This is a genomic window from Pirellulales bacterium (assembly GCA_019694435.1).
Taxonomy (GTDB): Bacteria; Planctomycetota; Planctomycetia; order Pirellulales; family JAEUIK01; genus JAIBBZ01.
On the sequence record JAIBBZ010000027.1, the window covers coordinates 34,460 to 54,724 of the forward strand.

The window sequence follows — 20,265 nt, forward strand, 5'->3', positions numbered from 1 at the left end:
ACTCAGGCGTTTGGACTCAAATGCCGCGGAGTGCCAAGGCAGACCGCGGAGCCGCGACGGCGGCAAGGAGTAGGTCGTGCCTGGTACCTGTGTGATCGGTTTGCAATGGGGTGACGAAGCCAAGGGCAAGATCGTCGACCTGCTCACCGAGCAGCACGAGCTGGTCGTCCGCTACCAGGGCGGATCGAACGCCGGGCATACCGTCGTCACCGGCGGTCAGACCTACAAGCTCTCGCTGATCCCCAGCGGCATTCTCAATGCCCGCGTCCAGTGCGTCATCACGGGGGGCGTGGTTCTGAACCCCGAGAGCCTGCTCGGCGAAATCGATGGTCTTACGGGCCGCGGCGTCGAAGTCGGCGCGAACCTGCTGATCAGCGATCGGGCCCACGTGGTGTTTCCCTGGCACGTGCAGGAAGAGGTGCTGGTCAATCGTCCGGGCGCCAATGGCGAATCGATCGGCACGACGCGGCGGGGCATCGGGCCGTGTTATCGCGACAAGGTCGGCCGCTCGCATGCGGTGCGGTTGGGCGATCTGTATCGCCGCGGGTTTGAAGAACGAGTCGAACAGATCGTCGCCGACAAGAACGCCATGCTTGGCGCCTTGGCAGGCCCCGGCGAGTTTACGCCGCTCGCGGCGGCCGACATCGTGCGCGAATATCGCGGCTATGCCGATCGCTTGCGTCCGCACGTGATCGACACGACCGAGTTTCTGCTCACCCAGCTGGAACACGGTCGCAAGGTGTTGTTCGAAGGCGCCCAAGGCGCCTTACTCGACATCGATCATGGCACCTTCCCGTTCGTCACCTCGAGCAACAGCTCGGGCGTAGGCATCAGCAGCGGAGCCGGCGTGCCGGGACGCTATCTCAACCGGATCATCGGCGTGGTCAAGGCCTACTCGACGCGCGTGGGCGGAGGGCCATTCCCGACCGAGCAGGACAACGCGACCGGCCAGCATCTGCGCGATCGCGGCAACGAATATGGCACCGTTACTCGCCGGCCGCGGCGGTGCGGCTGGTTCGACGCCGTGGCCGCGCGCTACACGGCGCGACTCAGCGGCGTCGATTGCCTGGCCGTGATGCTGCTCGACGTGCTGAGCGAACTGCCCGAGCTGCGGATTTGCACCGCGTACGAGATTGACGGCCAGCGAGTGACCGCGTTTCCGAGTCACGTCAACGAACTCCGCCAGGCGAAGCCCGTCTACGAAACGGTGCCCGGCTGGCAGCGCGATATCAGCGGTCTGCGCCATCTGGCGGATTTGCCGCGCGAGGCGCGGGCCTATCTCGACCGCCTCGCGGAGATTCTGGGACGGCCCGTCGAAATCGTCTCGGTCGGGCCCGATCGCGAGCAAACGATCGTGGCCAACGGCACTTATTCGACGCTGTTGGAAACTGCCTGAAGCCAAGGCCGCGGATCATGGTTGCAGGCGAGGACACCGCAACACCGTCGGCCGAACGTCCCCGGCACGTCGCCATCACCATGGACGGCAACGGCCGGTGGGCGCAAGGTCGCGGACTGCCGCGCGTCGAAGGACATCGCGCGGGCGTGGCCAGCGTGCGGGCCATCACCGAGCACGCCGCGCGGCTGGGACTCGAACAGCTCACGCTCTACTGTTTTTCGACCGAGAATTGGCGCCGGCCTCAGCCCGAGGTCGATGCGCTCATGCATCTGCTGGAGCAGTACCTGATCGAAGAGCGATCGACGCTGACAAAGCAAAACGTCAAGCTCTCGGTGATCGGCCAACGCGAAGGTTTGCCGGCGCGCGTGTTGGACGAGATGGATCGCACGCTTGAGCTGAGCGCGGGCCACACGGGCCTGCGACTGTGCCTGGCCATCAACTACGGATCACGGCAAGAGCTGGTCGATGCGGCCTGTCGCTTGGCGCGGCGCGTGGTAAGCGGCGAGCTGAGCATCGACGACATCGATGAGGCCACGCTGGCCAGCGCGTTGTATACGGCCGGCATGTCGGACCCCGATCTGTTGATCCGGACGGCCGGCGAGATGCGGATCAGCAATTTCCTGCTCTGGCAAATTAGCTACTCGGAGATCTGGGTGACGCCCAAGTGCTGGCCAGATTTCCGCGAGGCCGATTTCGATCAGGCCATCGGCGACTATGCCCAGCGGCGCCGAACCTATGGCGGTCTGCACGATGCCTAGCCGCCCGGAAGCACGCCCCGAGGAGTTCCTCGACCGAAAGCTCGCGGCGGCGTGCGCGAGTGATGACTAAGGTTCCGCTATGCTCCGCTGGCGACTGCTGCTGGGTTTCATGTTCGTAGCGGGCCTTGCCGCGCTTTGTTGGCTCGATGCCCGCAGCACCTGGCCCGGAGCGTGGCTGATGCCCCTGGGCATCGTCGTGGCATTGCTGGCGGCGGGCGAGACGGTCCAATTGGTCGCCGCGCGGCATGCGGCGCCCCGCGTGGCACTCGTGTACCTGGGCGCACCGTTGGTGTTGGCGAGCGCGTGGGGCCAGGTATTTTGGCCCGACACGTTGCTGGGCCCTTTGGGGTGGTCGGCGGCGGTCCTGGCCCTCATCGTCGTTGCTGCGCTGGCGTACGAGGTGGTGTGCTTCGACGGGTGTGGGCAGGCAGTTCCCCGCGTCGCGAGCACCTTGTTCGCGGTGCTCTACTCGGGCTATTTGCTGAGCTTTCTCGCGCAACTGCGGCTGGTGCGGCCGGGGACCATGGGGGTCGTGGCCCTCGCTTCGGTCGTGATCGTGGTCAAACTCGGAGACATCGGGGCCTATACGTTTGGACGACTCTTCGGCCGGCACAAGCTCGCGCCGAAATTGAGCCCAGGCAAGACGATCGAAGGGCTGGCCGGCGGATTGGTTTGCTGTTGCCTGGGGGCCTGGCTCGCCTTGGGCCCGCTGGTCCAGGCGACCGGGCCGCCGGGAATCGCCTGGGGAATCGGGCGGTGGCTGCCGTTCGGGTTGGTTGTCGGGGCCGCCGGCGTGATCGGTGACCTGGCCGAGTCGATGCTCAAGCGCGAGGCCGGCAAAAAAGACTCGAGCAATTGGATGCCGGGTTTCGGCGGCGTGCTCGACGTGCTCGACTCGATCCTCTATGCCGCGCCCGTGGCATGGCTTTTCTGGGTGTTTGGCCCGGCGGGATAGCAGGCGGCGAAAACGCCTGAACTGGTTGTTGGGAAAGGGTTTCTGACTGTGCAGTTGGTCGCGCTAGTGCGACGAAGGCTGCGTGGGGTATAAATTGTAGGTACCCATTAGCTAGTCCCAGGGGAGCCGGGCAAACGAAGCCGCGGCTCACCTTCATGGTTGAATCAACCATCTCGGTGGTCGACTCGAAAGCGCTGCTACCGCTGTTCGGCGCCAGAGACCAACACCTGCGAAAAGTTCGCGACGCGCTCGCGGTGCGCATTTTCACCCAAGGCGACACGATTCACGTCGAGGGCGAAGGGCCCGCCGTGGCCCAGGCGACGCAAGTGCTGACCGAGATGCAGAAGCACGTCCAGCGGTACGGAAACATCGATCCCGACGAGGTCAACCGGATGTTGGCCCTCGCCCAGGGAGACCCGGCCGTCGTCGATCAGCCGCCGCTCGAAGCGACCAGCGGCGGGCGGCGCGTAGCCCCGCGCACCCCGGGGCAGGCCGAGTACCTGGCCCGGATTGTCGATCACGAGGTCGTGTTTTGCGTCGGTCCCGCGGGCACCGGCAAGACCTATCTGGCCGTGGCGGCGGCCGTCTCGGCGCTGCGGCAGGAGCGGATTCGCAAGATCGTGCTCGTGCGTCCAGCAGTCGAGGCGGGAGAAAGCCTGGGCTATCTGCCGGGCACGATGCACGAAAAGATCAACCCGTATCTGCGGCCGTTGCTCGACGCGCTGCGGGAGATGATGGATTACGACCTGATCAAGCGCTACATGGATCAGGACGTGATCGAGGTGATTCCGCTCGCCTACATGCGCGGGCGGACGCTCAACGACTCGTTCATCATTCTCGACGAGGCGCAAAACGCCACCGTCGGGCAAATGAAGATGTTTCTGACCCGCATGGGGCGCGGCTCGCGGATGGTGATCTCGGGCGATACGACGCAGATCGACCTGCCGCAGAAGTCGCTCAGCGGGCTGAACGACGCGATCCGCCGGCTGCAGAACATCCACGGGATCGCCTGTGTTTTCTTGAGCGGGGCCGACATCGTGCGGCACCGCCTGGTGACGGAGATCGTACGGGCCTACGAAGACGACGATCCTCCCACGCGGCCAAAACGAGGGCGCTAAGCCAACGCGCAGAATATGAGTAACGGCGGCTCGAAACGCACCCGATCAGAACGTGTCGCCGCGCTCGAACTCCCGCCCGGCCGCGTCAGCCGCACGCTCGGCGAGTTGCGCCGCGGCTCGACCCTGTTGCGGGTCGGGCTGTGCGTGCTCACGGCCTTCCTGCTGTGGGTGGTGATGCGCGGCTGGGCACCTCCGCTGGGCTATCGCGAAGGCTACGTGCCGCAACGCGAGGTCGTGTCGCGCGTCGCGTTCCGCAAGCCCGATCAGGCGGCGACCGACGCGGCCCGCCAGGTGGCGCGGGGCCGGGTGCGCTACGTGTACGAGCAGAATCCCGAGACGCTGGAACAGTTGCGCAGTGCACTGCGCAACCAGGTCCAGGCCGTGATCAGCGCGGAAAAACTGAGCGACGTCGATCCGAGCTTGTGGCGCGAATTCGAACCGCCAGCCGCGCCCGACGCGGTACCCCCCGCGGAAGAAGTACGCGAACAGGCATTCCAAGAGTTCCGCGCTGCGTTCTCCGGGCCCGAGGTGCTGGAGAAGTTTCAGAGCGACCTGGCCGAGGCATTTTCTTCGTGGGAACGCCACGGGTTGCTCGATCAATTGCCCCGGGAACACACCGACGGCAATCAAGACGAGATCTTCGTCTACCCGCACGGGGCCCCGAATGAACGCGACGTGGCCAAGCTGAGCGACGTGCTGCTGGGCGATGGCGCGGCCTTGAAGCAAAGCCTGCTGATCAACCTCGATTCGACGGTCGTCGCCGAGCGGTCATTTGCCTGGCTCATGCCGCGACTGCGCGAGTTGAAAAGCACGCTGAAGATCGACCTGTCGGCCACTCAGCGTGAGCGCGAGCTGGCCGCCGCACAGCAACCCGAGGTGCTGGTCACCTACGAGGCGGGCAGCACGCTGGCCAAGGCGGCCGCGCCCCTGACGGCCAACGATCTGGACGTGCTGGCGCTCGAGCACCAGTCGTACCTTGCATCGCTGACCACCCTGCAACACGCGGTGCGGTCGCTGGCCGTGCTGGGCACCATCGGCGGTTTGTTTGTGCTGATCGGCTACTTCGTCGTCAAGCGTGAGAAGCAACTGTTTCACAACCTGAGCCGATTGGGACTGCTGCTTGGCGGCGTGTTGCTGGGCGTAGGCGCAGCGCGGATGGCGGCTGTCGATCCCTATCGCGCCGAGCTGCTGCCCGTGCTGTTCATGTGCATGACGTTCGCCATTTCCTATCGCCAGGAGATCGCGCTGCTGATCGCGGCGGGGGTCTCGCTCTTGGTGGCCCTGGAGATCGGCTCGGGAATCGGCGGATTGTTATTGCTGCTGGGAACGAGCTGCACGGCCATCTTGCTGCTGACGCGGATTCGCAGCCGCAGCAAGATCACCAAAGTGGCCTTCGTCGCGGCCCTCGTGGCCGCCGCGCTGTCGCTCGTCCAGGCAGCGCTCGAAGGGCAGCCGCTGTCGATGGACATGCTCTACCTGGCCGCGCGCAACGCGGGCTGGACACTTGCCTCGGGCATTTTGATGACGGGGATGTTGCCCTACATCGAGAGCCTGTTCGGCGTCGTGACCGACATCAGCCTGCTCGAGCTGGGCGACGTGGCCCATCCGCTGCTGCAAGAGCTCGTGCGCCGTGCGCCGGGCACTTACAACCACTCGATCAACGTGGCCTCGATTGCCGAGGCGGCCGCCGAAGCGATCGGCGCCAATGGGCTCCTGGTTCGCGTGGGGGCCTATTTCCACGACATCGGCAAGATGTTCAAGCCGGGGTATTTTGTCGAGAACCAGGGCGCCGAGGCGAACCGCCACGAGTCGCTGGTACCGGCGATGAGCACGTTGATCATCATTGCGCACATCAAGGACGGTGCGGACCTCGCGCGGCAGCACCACTTGCCCCAATCGATCATCGATTTCATCGAACAGCATCACGGCACGACACTGGTCGAGTATTTCTACAATCGCGCTCGGCAGAACGAAGGCGAGCACGGCAACGAGGTGCAGGAAAGCGCGTTCCGCTATCCGGGCCCGAAGCCGCAAAGTCGCGAAGCGGCCATCTTGATGCTGGCCGACGCGGCCGAGAGCGCCAGTCGGGTGTTGATCGAGCCGACGCCGGCGCGGATTGAGAGCCTGGTCCGCGAGATCGCCATGAAGCGGCTGCTCGACGGGCAATTCGACGAATGCGGCCTGACCTTGCGTCAGTTGCGAACGGTCGAAAACCGTTTGATCAAATCCCTGACGGCCGTATACCATGCGCGCGTCAAATACCCCGACCAACAACGGACGGCGTAGCGACGCGATGGCCGCAGACCGCCGCGGGCAGAGCCCGCCCCCAAAACAACGCCCGGCGCAACCGCCGAGCCCACCCCGGAGTTCGTCGCAGAAGCTGCGCGTGCACGTGGTGGTCCGGTGCGCGGCCGAAATCGACGTGCCGCGTCTCAAGGCGGCCGCGCGGGCCGTATTGTCGGCCGAGGGGCCAGCGGTCGCCGAAGTCAATGTGGCGGTGGTCGACGATCCGGCAATTCACCAGTTGAACCGCACATTTCTCGATCACGACTATCCGACCGACGTGATTACGTTTCCGATGCATCAATCCCCGCAACGGTTGGAAGGCGAGATCGTCGTCAGTGCCGACACCGCGGCAGCCAATGCCCCCGACTACGGCTGGGACGCGGCGAGCGAGTTGACCCTGTACGTGATCCATGGCTGCCTGCACCTGGTCGGATACAACGACAAGGGCGAGAAAGCCACGCGGGAAATGCGCAAGCAAGAGGCGTTCTATCTGGCCCAATTGGGTATGACTCCGCCGCGACCAGCGGCCGGCGCGGGGGACCGCGCCACCAAGCCCCGGCGGCGCCGGCCAAAATCGCGCCCACGGAGGTCCCGGTGAATTTCGCGTTGGGCCTGTCGATCGCCGGCGCGTTGGGCACACTGGCCGCAGCCTGGGCCGCGCGTTCGCTGCGGAGCTTTTCCCGGCACCGTCTCGAGGAAGTCGCGCGACGCGCGGGGCACCAGAACCGGTTGGCCGAAATTCTCCTGCAGCATGAACGGACGGCCGTCGCCGCCGAGGCGCTGCAAGTCATCGCCACGGCCACGTTGATCTGCGGCGCCGTGTCGCTCGACTGGCAGTCAATGACCGGGCAGCCGAGCTCAGTGCAATTGATCGTCGCTGCGATCGCGGGGGCGTTGCTCTTGCTCTTGCTCGAAGTCTGGTTGCCCCATGCGCTCGCCCGCATCTGGGCCGAACCGTTTCTCGATGCGACGTGGCCCTTTTGGAAGCTGCTGACCCAGTTGCTGTATCCGGTGATTTTCGGCGAGCGGATCGTCGACGTGATCGTGCATCGCTTTGCCGGCCGGCAGCCACAGCCACCGACCGAAGAAACCTTCGAGGACGAGATTCGCACGATTGTCACCGAGGGGCACCGCGAAGGACTGCTCGAGGAAGATGCCAGGGAGATGATCGAGGGGATCATCGAGCTGCGCGACGCCGATGTCTCGCAGATCATGACGCCGCGTACGGACGTCGTGTCGATGCCACTGCGGATTTCGCTGCCCAAGGCGCTGCGGATCATCATCGACTCGGGCCATACGCGGATTCCGACCTTTGATCGCAACCGCGACGACATCGTCGGCATCTTGTATGCCAAGGACCTGTTGCCCGAACTCGCCAAAGGCACCCCGGACCAGGATCTCGATCTCTCGACGCTGGTGCGGCAGCCCTATTTCGTGCCTGAGACCAAGCGCGTCGACGATCTGCTGCAAGAGTTTCAGCGGACGCGGAACCACATGGCGATCGTGCTGGACGAATATGGTGGGGTGTCCGGCCTGGTGACCATCGAAGACGCGCTGGAAGAAATCGTCGGCGAGATCGTCGACGAGTACGACGAGGACATCGTCGACGGCATCAAGCAGATTGACGAGCGGACCTCGGAAGTGCTGGCCCGGGTGCATATCGACGAGATCAACCAGCGGCTGCACCTGTCGCTGGCCGAGGATGGCGATTTCGACACGCTGGGCGGCTTCGTGTTCAGCTCGCTGGGGCGGGTCCCCAACGTCGGGGATTCGCTGGTCGTGGGCAACGTCAAGTTGACCGTCATCGACGTCTCGCGCCGGCGGATCGAACGCGTGCGCATCGAATTGCTCGACGAAGTGCCGAAAGAAACGGCCTGATCTCCGCCGACGGACGCGGCACTTATGCCGCCGGGGCCAAGGCCGGCGAAGGCACCGTCCGTGTGCCTTTCCGCGACGGAGCGGGGTGAGCGACCAGCTCTGGCCAGACGGCGCTGTTGGCACGCACGGTGCTCACGTAGCGATCGAGCAGGATGCGCGCGGACGAGCTGTCGAAGCACGAAGCATCGTAGTGCAGCGAGAGCGTCAGCTCGCCGGCATAGGTCACCACGCCGAGGGCTGCGCGGGTCAGGCGTCGCAGCGGCGGCAGCAACTCGATTTGTTCGAGCACGACGTTGCCGGTGACGGCGCGTCGTCCCTGGTATCGCAACGGCAGGCGATCGAATTGCACACCCAGGTTGCTCAGCACCGCGGTCGAAAGGCAGCGCGAGCCACCCAGCAGCCAGCCCATGCCGCGGGTGATCCGGGCGAAAAATTGCAGGATCAGCATGAACACCAGGCCCAATCGCAGCCGCTTGATGAACCAGGTGTCGCGGCGGATGCTGGCCAATAGCGCGGCCGGCCGGTAACGACGCGGACGCCGATCCACGAACACCATCGAGACGACATTCGCGGCCGGCATTGCGGCGGCGCGATCCTGGCGAAGATTGACGGGCACCGAAATGCGCAGGCACGGATTCGCCTCGTGCGGCGTCTTTTCGGCTTGCCAGGCGTCGAGCGTGGTCATCAGGTCGCGAATCAAGACGTCGTTGATCGTCGCGCCGCGTTCGGCGCAGGCGGCCTGCAGCCGACGAACCTCGACCGCCGTAAACGTGTGTGACTGGGTGCTGGGGCCACCACAGGCGTCGTCAGCCGGAGCGTGCGCTGGACGGTCCGCAGCCAAGGCCCGAGGGCGATTCGCGAAAAACTGGGCCACGCCGAACGCGCCCAGCAGGTCGAGCGGCAAGCGCGCGATGCGCCCGATGCGGTCGAGCCCGAACGTGCGGCGGTATTCCAGCGACGGATCGTCGAGCGTGCGCCAGGCAGGCGCCGTGCCCGGGGCGTCGCATGCGGCCGCATAGGCCACGAGCGTGTCCTCGATGAGTTGCATGCCGCCGGTGCCGTCGGTGCAGGCGTGATGGAATTCCCACAGCACGGTGGTTTCCTGGTCCAGACACTGGACCCACACGCGCAAGCCCGGCTGACGGCGCAGGTCGAGGCGCTGGGCCGACCGGGGGCCAAAGCCGGTCGTGTCACTTTCGCACCAGTGAAGGTCCGGCGTCTCGTTCTCGAGCGGCAGCCACGTCGTCTGGCCCCCGTGGTCCTGGAGCACCGCACGCAATAGCGGATGCCGGTCAATCGCCTGCCGCAAGGCTTGTTCGAAATGTTCGCGTACCAGCCGCCCCCGCAGGCGACTGCGGAGGAAGAACACCATCGGATAGGCCTGTGTGTCGTCATCGAGCATGTACTGCTCGAACAGGGTAACCGGCAAATGGGCTGCCATGACGTTGCGCTCCGCGCTGAGTGTGGGATGGAGGGCTTCCGCGACAGCGGCGGTCCACGCATCTCAGCGCACGCTCGGCCGGGTTGTTACAGGCCTTGCCGCCGGAATTCTGCCTAGCGGCCGAGCAATTGCTGGGCGAGTGCCCGCAGGGACGGGTCCGGGTCCTGGGCGGCCATTTCGGCCAGACGCGGTCGATGTCGATTGCCAGGCATCGTGGCGAGGATGCCCAGGGCCGTGCGACGGACCTCGCGGTCGGCATCGCGCGAAAGCTCGAGCAACCAGGGCTCCGCATCGAAGCCGGCCAATTGCGGGAGCTGCTCGGTCCACTCGCGGCGAATGGCCGAGTCGGGCGAGGCCAGTTTGCGGCCCAGCTCGATCACGTGTGGCTCGAGACCGCGTTGCGTCAATTCGGCTGTCGCTGCGGCTGCGACCGCGGTGTCGGCGGCATAGGTCCGGCGGCAAAGCTCCAGACTGGTCATCGACCGGGGGTCAACCGACTCGGCGGCTTGGGGCGAGGGAATCGCGGCGGCTTCCTCAAAGATCTGCGGCGCGACGGGGTCCATTTCTGAGGCCTCGCGCTGCACGAGAGACGCCGGGTGAACGCGCGATGGCGTACGCCGGGTGGGTGGCTCGCCATCCGTGGGAGCGGGGCCGTCAAAACTCCCGCCCGTCGGATCGCGGACATCGGCCAGTTGTCCGGCGGCTGTCGTTTCGCCCAAGGGCAAACCACCGCCGGGAACCTGACCTGTCGTGAGCCGATTGATGGAGGCCGCAAACGCCGTGGCGGGAGAGTCGTTGCGGGCCGAAGTAGCCACGGCGGGGCCGGGGCTGGCAAGTGTGGCGGTGCGGACGGGTAGCCGTTTGGGCTGCAGCGACCGCAGCAAGTTGGCACACGCCGTCACATGTCGCGTGGCCTGCTGCTTTGAATTGGGCACCGGCCACGTCAACAGCCGCGAAGTGAGCGCGACGGCCGACTGGCGTGCTTCGCCTTGCAGCCGGGGCGCGACGGCCGAGAGCCGCGCGGTGAGCCGCTCGATGCGCCGGATGGCTTCGTGATCTGGAAGCGTCTCCCAGCCGCGCAGTGCAGACCACAATCGCGCGGCACCGGCGCGGGCCACGTGGACATCGCGCGCTGCCAGCGCCGCGACGAACACGTCGACGGCCGGCGCGCCGAGATCGTCAGCCGCCGCCAACATCGCTTCGCCGCGCGGGGCCGAGGCATTGGGCACGGCCGCGGCAAGCTGCGCGGCGATGAGCTCGTCGCGTCGGGCCAAGGTGAACGCCGTGGCGATGGCCAGGCCGGTTGCCAGGCCACCGCAAAGCACGAGCAGCAATTGCCACCGCGGCCGGTCGAGAACGGGGCCCATGACAGATCTCTCCGGACAGCCTCGAGAAAGGTCAGGCATGTAAACGCAAAGCGGCCAGCGCGGCAAGGCCAAGGCGCCGGTGCGTCGAGCTAGCACAATCAATAAAACCGGCCGAAATTCGCTGACCCCGCGGATCGATTCGAGCCGAATCATCCCTAACGTCGGCATGGTTTGACACGCGGCGGCCACGACCGAGACCGGTCGGTCAGGCGCGGCCTTAAGCCTGGTGAACCATGCACCGCAATGTCCGGGAAGGGGGGATAGCATGGTGTTCGCTACGCCGAGGCGGCAGGCGCAAGCCTGCGCGCCGGTTGAGCCGCTTGCGCGCCGTTTTGCCAGCGGCCGCCGCTGTCAGTGGTTGGCAGCGTGGATGTTGGGGTGTGGAATGCTGTTGGCCGTCGCCGCCGTCCAGGCCGAGGACAATCCGGCCCGGGCCAATTCGAGCCGCGCTGCCCGCGAGGCGGCGATCGAGCTGATTCCGTGGGACAAGATCGCGCGCCGCGACCAGGCGCGCATCGAAACGGTCCTGGAAAAGACCAGCTTGTTCCGGCGGATGCCGACGCAAGTGATCCGTTGCGATCCGGAACTCTATCAGTTCACGGTCGACAATCCCGAGATCCTGGTCAACATCTGGCACCTGCTCGGGCTCGAGGACATCACGCTCGAGCGGCAAAGTGAGCGGATGTTTCGCGCCGCCGACGGCGCAGGGACCCTGGGCGAGGTGCACGTCGTCTACGCGGATCAGCATCTCCGCGTCGTCTACGGCGAGGGCACCTACGACGGGCCGATGTTTCCCAAGCCTGTCCGGGGAAGTTGCGTGCTGTTGCTCGAATCGGACTACCAGCGCGACGAGCATGGCTACGACTATGTCTGCAGCCGGCTGCACGTGTTCATGCGACTCGAGCAGGTGAGTCTCGACCTGCTGGCCAAGACGTTTCAGCCTCTCGTGGGCAAGGTGGCCGACTTCAATTTCGAGCAGACGTCCTTGTTCGTGCAGAGCCTGTCGCGAGCCGCCGAGGCCAATCCGCGCGGCATGGAGCGCCTGGCAGCCAAGCTGACCGACGTGTCGCCTGAGCTGCGGGGCCGGTTCGTGCAAGTCACGGCACGCGTGGCTGCCCGCGGCGATCAGCGCCGGACCCTGGCCGCCCGGATCACGCCCAACCAGACCGGGGGCGAGTGAGCCCACGCCCCGCGGTAAGTTCAACCAGCCGTGCGGCGCGTGGTTGCTGCCGCCGGCTGGACCGCACCGGGCAATTCACCGGGCCTCGATGGCCGAGCAGCGTTCCAGGGCCAGGTCTTTGAGGGCCTTGAGATCGAGCTTGCCGGTGCCGAGCACCGGGATTTCCTCGACCTCGAAGAAGCTGTCCGGCGAGGGAATCCACAGGTTGGGCAGGTCGGTCTCGCCCAGCTCGCGGCAAATCTGCTGAGGTGTCTTGCTCAGGGCCGTGTGCAACACGACGAGCCGCTCGCCCTTTTTCGGGCAAGGCACTGCCGTCACGACGGCGGTCAGGTGCTCTTCGTCGGCGCCGATGAGCTTTTGAATCGTCTCTTCGATCTTGATGTGCGGCACCATCTCGCCACCGATCTTCGAGAAGCGGTTCAGGCGGCCGGTGATGTGGATGTAGCCGTCGTCGTCGACATAGGCGATGTCGCCGGTGACGTACCAGCCGTCCTTGACGACTTGCGCCGTCAGATCGGGGCGGTGGAGATAGCCCTTCATCACGTTGGGGCCGCGCAGCAGCAACATGCCGGGCAGATTGCGGCCCAGACGTTCCGACGTATCGGGATCGATCACCTTGGCTTCCGTCCAGGGAATCGGCATGCCGACCGAGCCTTCGCGCCATCCGCGCACGTCGCCAGGCGAACGCCGGCTGGCCGGTACGTTCAGGGCGATCAAGGGCGACATTTCGGTCGCACCGTATGCTTCTACAGGACGTGTGCCAAACTTGGCCTCGTAGGCATCGCACAGGTCGGGCGGCAGCCGCTCGGCGCTGGCAAACACCACGTCGAGCGACTTCAGATCGTCCGGCTCGCACCGCCGCAGGTAGGCCCGCAAGAACGTCGGTGTTGCCATCAGAATCGTGGCGTGGTGTTTCTTGCAGAGTTTGCCGACTTCCTGGGCCTCGAGCGGCGAAAAGTGGTAAGCGGCCTTGGGCACCAGCATCAACATCGTCCACATCGTGGCCGTGTAGCCGTAGCTGTGGAAGAACGGCAGCACGCCCAGCGCGACGTCGTGCTCGTTCAACTTGACCACCTGGTCGATGGCCAGGACGTTCGAGGCGACGTTGCGGTGGGTCAGCATCACGCCCTTGGGCTCGCCGGTCGACCCGGAGGTGAACAGCACGGTCAGCACGTCGTCGGGCTGGATTTTGTGCAGTCCCAGGGCACGCTCGAGCAGCCACAGGGGCATCGCATACGCCATCGCGGCGCAGATCAGTTTGTCCAGCTTGGTGACCTTGGTGATCAGGTCCTCGAGATAGACGATCTCGGCGTCGATCTTGAGGTTCAGCCGTGACATGACCCGTTTGCTGGTCAGGACGTGCTTGATGCCACACTGATTGATGCACAACTGCATGATCTCAGACGAGACCGTGTAGTTGAGGTTGACGGCCACGCGGCCGCTGATTGGCAAGGCGACGTTGGCCAATACCGCGCCGCCCGATGGGGGGAGCAGCAGACCGACGTACTTCTCGTCCGCGGCCAATACCTCGCGCTCCAGCAGGCGTTTGAAGATCAAGGCGCGGACGAGCATGTCGGCGCCGGTCATGGATTGGCCGGTCGAATCGGCGAGCTTTTCCCGCTTCATGCTGGCGCGGCAATTCCGCAAAAAGGCCCGGGGCGGGATGCTCGAAGGTTCGGTGAGGTCTTGCATGGCTTTGTGTTCCGACAGGGCTTCTTCGCGCAGGGCCGCTACGGCGGCTTGCATATCCTCGACCGACGTCACCGCCGTCAGCGGCTTACCAAAGGTAATTGACAGCGGATAGGGCCAGCGTCGGGGCAGTTTCCAGAAGAAACGCCCACCCCAGAAGCTAAAGATACTCCCCCACATCCCCCCCAGGTAGACCGGAATCACCGGCACGTCGGCCCCTTTGAGAATCGCCATCGCACCCGGCTTGAAGTCCTGCATTGCGCCGGTGCGCGTCAAACCACCTTCGGGGAAGATGCAAACCAATTCTCCTTGGCGCACCGCAGTACGGGCCGCGGACAGCGATTCGAGAATCGACCGCCGCCCGGCACCCGGCCGTAGCGGAATCGTGCCGAACTGAGCCGCGAGCCATTTCATGACGCCGCGCTCGATGTATTCAGCGTAGGCGACCATGCGCACGTTACGTGGGCAGAAGAGCATCAGCAGGATGCCATCGGCCCAGGAGACGTGGTTCGAGATCAACAGCGCGCCGCCGGTAGCAGGAATGTTCTCGATGCCGCGAATGCGCACCCGGTAGAACAGTCGTGCCGTGGACAAGAACAAGAAGCGGATCGGATACGTGGGCACCACCACGCAGAACACGATGCCGACGAGCGTGGTGGCAATGCCCATGAGCAGGAAGATCTGGCCGCCATCGAGATTGAGTGCCAGCAGCTTCGCTCCGGCACCGGGCAGGTGCAGGCCGCTGGTCATCACGGGGAACAGCATCGAGACGATGATCATCGCCGCGAAAGCGACGAAATTGTAGGCCGCGAGGATCGAACCGCGCGTCTGCGGAGGGCTGCGATGCTGCAGAAAAGCCTCGAGCGGGACGTCGAAGATGCCGGCGCTCACACCGAGCAGGAACAACCACCACGCGGCCCAGACGCCCGAGCTGTCGTTCAGGCACAGGAACAACGCGCTGAAGCCCATGCCGAACGCGCCGAGCGGGACCATGCCCAACTCGATGCGCTTGCCCGACATCAGCCCCGCCGACACGCTCCCGACGGCAACGCCGAAGGTCAGCGCCCCGAGTAGCATCGTGACGTACTTCTGGTCGAGGTGCAGGACCTGCGTGGCGTATTTATCGACGTTGATCTGGGCCAGCGAGGCCAGGCCCCAGTACAGGCCGAGCAGCAGAATGGTCGCGCCGATCACCCGGTTCTTCTGCACGCTGACCAGGTCGGCCAGGGTGTGGCGCGCGAAATTCCAAGGGAAGGTGCGCGTGGGGTTCGCCGGGGCCAGCGGGCGAATGCCGTAGGCCACGATCCAGCCCAACACGCCGACCGCGACCACCACCAGGGTCGAGATCCACTGGTTGTGGACGCCGTAGGGTTTGGTCAGGTCGTAGAGGGCGCTGCCGGCCTGCATGCCGGTCGCCACGGCGAAGACCGTGATCAGTCCCAGAATGCCGTTGGCACGTGAGAGCAACTCGGGCCGGATGATCTCCGGCATACAGCCCAGCCGGGCCGGGGTGAACAAAGCGCTTTGCGCACCGAGCAGGAACAACACGCCGAACATCAGGTAGACGTTCTGGAAGTAGATCGCAGCCGCGCCCATGGGCATGGCGATGGTCTCGGCGAACTTGCTCCAGATCATGACGTTGCGCTTGCTGAAACGGTCGGCCAGGTAACCGGCCGGCGCGGCGAACGTCAAGAACGGCAACACCAGGCACGCCAGCCCCATCGCCAGGATCGTGTCGGTATGCTCAGGAAAATATTCCTTGCCGATCGGAATGATCAGCCAGCGGAACAGGTTGTCGTTAAATCCGCCGAAGAACTGCGAGATGACCAGTGAGGCAAAGCTGCGCGACCAGAGCCCATCGCTGGGTGGGGCGTCTGCCGCGGTTTGGGGCCGGCGGATGGGGCGGCGGGTGGCAATCATGGCTGATCTACGAAGCCTCGAAGTGTGGTGTAATTCGGGGCCAGAAGCGTCCCCAAAGTACAAGGCGGAGCGGCTCGCTGGCTATAACGCCTGGTCCGCCAGGTTTTCTCAGGCAGCTTCCGGACTGCCGGATCGCACCACTGTTTCGAATCCAAGTGCTTGCCGCAAAGATGTTTAAGTCGACTCGTGCAAAGGCGGGGCAGCACGACGAAGCGAGCCATTAGTTGCCGTGGCCGCGGAGTTGAGTCACCCCAAACTCGGCAATTTCTTCGGGTTCGAGCAGCACTTCTTGAGGGCAGAATCGCCAACCGTCCGGCAGCGATCGCAACGACCGCTCCAAGCGATACAAGGCTCGATCGCACTGGGGATGAATTAGGGCCGCCGCCAAGGCACGCCGCAGATCGACGGGAAGCACTGAAGAAACTGCACGCTGCCGGGTGGCGATTGACGGTGCATTCTTGCACGGACGGCCGGGCAGCGCGGCCGAGTCGTCGAGGTGCAACAGCACGCGCGCCCGGCGCAACAGTTCGTCCTCGGCGGCTCGAGGGTGGTCGAGTTGCTGGACCAACCACGCGCGGGCCTCGCGCTCACCACGCAGCGCCGCGCGTTGTGCTTCGAGCTGGGCAATCTTGCAGGCGAGTTGCTGTTCTCGGGCGGACAACGAGGCGTCGTCGGCGTTGATCGAGACGGGGCGTCGCGGATCGAGGGCATCGCGACCGAGCATGCGCATGGCGGCGGCATGTAAGAGCTGTCCCTCGCCGATGGGATCGGGCACACGGAGCGGCGGTAGCCAGACGACCGAATCCGACGCGACGGCCAATGCCAGTCCATCTCCGGTCGAGGCCAGCGGTTCGCAGCCGGCAGGCAATTCGCGCAGGGCCACGTCCGGCCGAAAGGTGCGCTCGTACGCCTCGAGGTAGCCGTCGAGAGCGTGGCCGGTCGTGTGACGCACCAGGCGCGATTGCAGCAGGCGCCCACAGGTCGCTGCGATCGCCGCAAACGTCGAATCGACCGTGGCCAGAGCCTCGTACGCGTTGAGTTGACTCCCGGGAGGAAAATCGGGCAGTCCAGGCGGATCGGCCACGCGGCAGCGCGACTCAGGCAGGTCGAGCCGGCAAAACAGCAGCCCGCCTCGATCGAGGTACGCGCGCATCCGGCCGATCAGGTCGTGCAACTCGCGCCAGCATTCGTGCTCCAGCCGTGGGCTGCGGAAGACACTGAGCGGACGGCCCGCAGCCCTGCGCCAAAGGCCTTCGATGGCCGAGTAGGCGAGAAAGATCACGCGCGCGGCGTTCCAGGATTGAACGTCGTCGAGCGCGCAGGGCTCGACCTCCGGGTGTTCGAGGTCCCAGCCGATGCAATATGCATCCATTCGGGGCATGGTCGAAGTGTGGAGAGAACCAGCCGGCCAGTGTCAGAACCCAATTGGTGCGCCGGCGTAAGAAGAGCAGGGTCCAGGTCGTGGGCGGCGTACTGTAGGGTGTCACCGCGAGGGGGTCAACGCGGCTACGCAAGGCGTGCCTGCGCGCGGATGCTGGCGCGCTCCGCCGCTGCACTCGCGGTTCCCGTTGGCCAAATCGTCCCGGGGCGGTAGATTCTCGCCGCCCTTATCCAGGAAGGAGCTTCGGGCCATGAGCGCGATTCGCAACTTAATGTTCGGCATGATTCTCGGTGGCGCCGGTGTGTACGTGGGCTTGAAATACCACGTGGTCAACACGAACGAGGGGTTGGTGCTCGTCCCCAAGCTCGAGGCGACCTTTGCCGACTCCTACATCGACGTCCGCAAGTTCACGCCCAACGATTGGAATGAACGTCGCCAATTGGTGGCCGCCATCGTCAAGGCGGACAAGCAGGACATCATCCAGGACAGCGCCGTCGATGGGCTGAAGCGGGGTGTCGGCGACCTTTTGAACCGTCTGGGCTACACGCAAGAAAAGCCTGCTTCCTGAACGCCCGCCGTCCGGCACGTTCTTGGAGAGACGGGTTGTAGCGATTCTACGGGCCGACCTTGTGCGGCGGTTTGCCGGCCGCCCGGGGGCCCGCCGGCCGGGGCCGATCGATCGTGCCCTGCGTCGGATATAATGGCGGCACCCACGCGCGCGGGCCCGACGACGGGTCCAAGGGGGATACGATCGCGCGCGGGGGCCTCCTCTTGCTTGCGGCATTCGGCGTGAAGATTCCGTTCCACGATTTACAACCCGTTCATCGCGAGCTGATTGCCGAACTTCAAGCGGCCGTGACGCGCGTCCTGCAGAGCGGCTGGTTCTTGCTGGGCCCCGAGGCCGAGGCTTTTGAACATGCCCTGGCGCGGCAGGTCGAATCGGAGTTCGCGATCGGCGTGGCGAACGGTACCGACGCGATCGAATTGGCTCTGCGTGCAGCGGGAGTGAGCGCCGGCGCCGAGGTGATCACCGTGGCGCACACGGCGATCCCGACGGTCTGCGCGGTCGAACGCGCCGGGGCCAAGGTGGTGTTCGCCGACATCGATCCGCGGACCTATGCACTGGACGTCGCAGCCGCGGCCGCCGCCATCACACCCCGCACCGAGGCGATCTTGCCGGTGCACCTGTACGGGCACCCGGCCGACATGACCGCGCTGTCGAAATTGGCCAGCGATCGCGGGCTGCTGCTCGTCGAAGATTGTGCGCAAGCGCTCGGCGCGCGCCACGCCGGACGCCCCGTCGGCTCGTGGGGATGTGCCGCAGCCTATAGCTTTTATCCCACGAAGAATCTGGCCGCGTGCGGCGACGCGGGGGGAGTGACGACGAACGATCGCGCGCTGGCCGAGCGCGTGCGGCGCGTGCGGTTCTATGGCCAGGCGACGCGCGACCGCTGCCAGGAACGAGGGTTCAATAGCCGGCTCGACGAGGTGCAAGCGGTCATCCTGCAGGTCAAGCTTGAACATTTTGCCGCACATCACGACACCCGGCTGCGGCTGGCCGAACGCTATTCGCGCGAGTTGCCGCCGGAGCTGGTGCCCTACGTGGCGCCCGGCGATGAGCATGCCTATTGCCTGTATGTGATTCGCCACTCGCAGCGGGCGCAGATCGCCGCGGCCTTGGCCGAGCGGGGCGTGGCGACGCTGGTGCACTACCCGACGCCGATTCACCTGCAGCCGGCGTATGTCGATCTCGGTTACGCCGCCGGCAGCTTGCCCGAGACCGAAGCGGCGGCCCGCGAAGTGCTGTCGTTGCCGCTGTACGTCGGGCTGAGCGAGGCGGCAGTCGATTACGTGGTTCAGGCGGTCCACGAGGCCCTGGCGGAGTGTCCCGCGTGAATGAGGCCTTGCGTGACAAGCTGGCCGGCAGCCGGTGCCTGATCACCGGCGGCATGGGGTTCATCGGCAGCAACCTGGCGATCGCGCTCGTCGAGCTGGGCGCCGAGGTGACCATCGCCGACGCGATGATTCCCGGGTACGGCGGCAACCTGTTCAACGTCGAGCCGATCGCCGATCGCGTCACGGTCAACTTCTGCGACATCCGCGACGTGCACGTGATGAACTACCTGGTCCGGGACAAGGACTTCGTGTTTCATCTGGCCGGGCAGGTCGATCACATCATGAGCCTGACCGACCCGTTCCCCGATATCGACATCAACGTCAAGGGCACGGCCGTGCTGATGGAGGCGTGCCGCCATCATGCCCCGGGCGTGAAAGTGATCTACACCGGCACGCGCGGGCAATATGGCCGCCCGCAGTCGCTGCCCGTCAACGAGCAGGCCCCGACGATGCCCTTGGGTATCTACGAGATTACTAACCTCGCGGCCGAAAAAATCATCGAGGCCTACCACCTGGTGTTCAACGTGCGCAGCGTGCTGCTGCGCATTACGAACACCTACGGCCCCCGGGCGCAAATGCTGCATTCGCGCTACGGCGTGGCCAACTGGTTCGTGCGGCTGGCGATCGACGACCAGACGATCTCGGTGTTCGGCGACGGCCAGATCAAGCGCGACTTGCTGTTTGTCGACGATTGCGTCGAGGCGATCTTGATGGCCGCGGCCAGCGAGAATGCCTGGGGCCAGGTGTTCAACGTCGGCGTCGATCGGCCGACGACGTTTATCGAGCTGGCCGAAGCGGTAATTCGCGCCGCCGGCTCCGGGCGCTGGCAATTGACGCCGTTTTCCGCGGAGCGCAAGGCGCAGGAGCCCGGCGACTTCTACTCGGACATCACGAAGATTCGCTCCTACCTGGGATGGGAGCCTCGAACCAGCCTCGACGCGGGAATGCAGCGCACCGTGGAATACTTCCGGCGCCACAAGGCGCACTACTGGTAATCGAC

15 protein-coding genes are annotated in these 20,265 nt (G+C 65.3%); 11 read left to right on the forward strand and 4 right to left on the reverse strand.

Features of this window, described 5'->3' with window-relative positions:
* Window positions 1-76: 76 nt before the first annotated feature.
* From K1X74_17625 to K1X74_17655, 7 genes are all read left to right on the forward strand, one after another.
* On the forward strand, window positions 77-1,396 hold the full coding sequence (locus K1X74_17625; GenBank protein MBX7168160.1) for an adenylosuccinate synthase: 1,320 nt from the start codon (window positions 77-79) through the stop codon (window positions 1,394-1,396).
* Between the two features lie 17 nt (window positions 1,397-1,413).
* Window positions 1,414-2,154 carry an isoprenyl transferase gene (locus tag K1X74_17630; protein MBX7168161.1) on the forward strand — a complete coding sequence of 247 codons (741 nt, stop codon included), beginning with the start codon at window positions 1,414-1,416 and terminating at the stop codon, window positions 2,152-2,154.
* A gap of 79 nt (window positions 2,155-2,233) precedes the next feature.
* On the forward strand, window positions 2,234-3,109 hold the full coding sequence (locus tag K1X74_17635; protein MBX7168162.1) for a phosphatidate cytidylyltransferase: 876 nt from the start codon (window positions 2,234-2,236) through the stop codon (window positions 3,107-3,109).
* Window positions 3,110-3,264: 155 nt separating this feature from the next.
* Window positions 3,265-4,227, forward strand: coding sequence for a PhoH family protein (locus K1X74_17640; GenBank protein MBX7168163.1), 963 nt, complete (start codon window positions 3,265-3,267; stop codon window positions 4,225-4,227).
* 15 nt (window positions 4,228-4,242) lie between these two features.
* The gene (locus K1X74_17645) at window positions 4,243-6,513 is read left to right on the forward strand and encodes an HDIG domain-containing protein (GenBank protein ID MBX7168164.1); all 2,271 of its coding nucleotides are present in this window, start codon (window positions 4,243-4,245) and stop codon (window positions 6,511-6,513) included.
* A gap of 100 nt (window positions 6,514-6,613) precedes the next feature.
* Window positions 6,614-7,111 carry an rRNA maturation RNase YbeY gene (gene ybeY / locus K1X74_17650; GenBank protein ID MBX7168165.1) on the forward strand — a complete coding sequence of 166 codons (498 nt, stop codon included), beginning with the start codon at window positions 6,614-6,616 and terminating at the stop codon, window positions 7,109-7,111.
* Window positions 7,108-8,391, forward strand: a complete 1,284-nt coding sequence (locus tag K1X74_17655; GenBank protein ID MBX7168166.1) for a hemolysin family protein — start codon at window positions 7,108-7,110, stop codon at window positions 8,389-8,391. Before ybeY ends, K1X74_17655 begins: the two co-directional genes overlap by 4 nt.
* 22 nt (window positions 8,392-8,413) lie before the next feature.
* Here K1X74_17655 and K1X74_17660 read toward each other — a convergent pair whose 3' ends face one another.
* Both K1X74_17660 and K1X74_17665 read right to left on the reverse strand, forming a co-directional pair.
* Window positions 8,414-9,832, reverse strand: a complete 1,419-nt coding sequence (locus tag K1X74_17660) for a hypothetical protein (GenBank protein MBX7168167.1) — start codon at window positions 9,830-9,832, stop codon at window positions 8,414-8,416.
* A 113-nt stretch (window positions 9,833-9,945) separates the two neighbouring features.
* Window positions 9,946-11,199, reverse strand: a complete 1,254-nt coding sequence (locus K1X74_17665; GenBank protein ID MBX7168168.1) for a HEAT repeat domain-containing protein — start codon at window positions 11,197-11,199, stop codon at window positions 9,946-9,948.
* A 370-nt stretch (window positions 11,200-11,569) separates the two neighbouring features.
* Here K1X74_17665 and K1X74_17670 point away from each other — a divergent pair, with 370 nt between their 5' ends.
* Complete coding sequence (locus K1X74_17670) at window positions 11,570-12,379, forward strand: hypothetical protein (GenBank protein ID MBX7168169.1); 810 nt, start codon at window positions 11,570-11,572, stop codon at window positions 12,377-12,379.
* Between the two features lie 75 nt (window positions 12,380-12,454).
* Here the strand turns inward: K1X74_17670 and K1X74_17675 are convergent, their stop codons facing one another.
* Both K1X74_17675 and K1X74_17680 read right to left on the reverse strand, forming a co-directional pair.
* Window positions 12,455-15,988 (reverse strand): MFS transporter, encoded by a 3,534-nt coding sequence (locus tag K1X74_17675; GenBank protein MBX7168170.1) that lies wholly within the window; start codon window positions 15,986-15,988, stop codon window positions 12,455-12,457.
* A 220-nt stretch (window positions 15,989-16,208) separates the two neighbouring features.
* Window positions 16,209-17,360, reverse strand: coding sequence for a hypothetical protein (locus tag K1X74_17680; protein ID MBX7168171.1), 1,152 nt, complete (start codon window positions 17,358-17,360; stop codon window positions 16,209-16,211).
* A 259-nt stretch (window positions 17,361-17,619) separates the two neighbouring features.
* Here K1X74_17680 and K1X74_17685 point away from each other — a divergent pair, with 259 nt between their 5' ends.
* The 3 genes from K1X74_17685 to K1X74_17695 all read left to right on the forward strand — a co-directional run bounded on the left by K1X74_17685 (window position 17,620) and on the right by K1X74_17695 (window position 20,260).
* The gene (locus tag K1X74_17685; GenBank protein MBX7168172.1) at window positions 17,620-17,937 is read left to right on the forward strand and encodes a hypothetical protein; all 318 of its coding nucleotides are present in this window, start codon (window positions 17,620-17,622) and stop codon (window positions 17,935-17,937) included.
* A gap of 221 nt (window positions 17,938-18,158) precedes the next feature.
* A complete protein-coding gene (locus K1X74_17690) occupies window positions 18,159-19,265 on the forward strand; it encodes a DegT/DnrJ/EryC1/StrS family aminotransferase (protein ID MBX7168173.1) in 1,107 nt (368 codons plus the stop codon).
* Window positions 19,262-20,260 (forward strand): GDP-mannose 4,6-dehydratase, encoded by a 999-nt coding sequence (locus K1X74_17695; GenBank protein ID MBX7168174.1) that lies wholly within the window; start codon window positions 19,262-19,264, stop codon window positions 20,258-20,260. Before K1X74_17690 ends, K1X74_17695 begins: the two co-directional genes overlap by 4 nt.
* The last annotated feature ends 5 nt before the right edge of the window (window positions 20,261-20,265 follow it).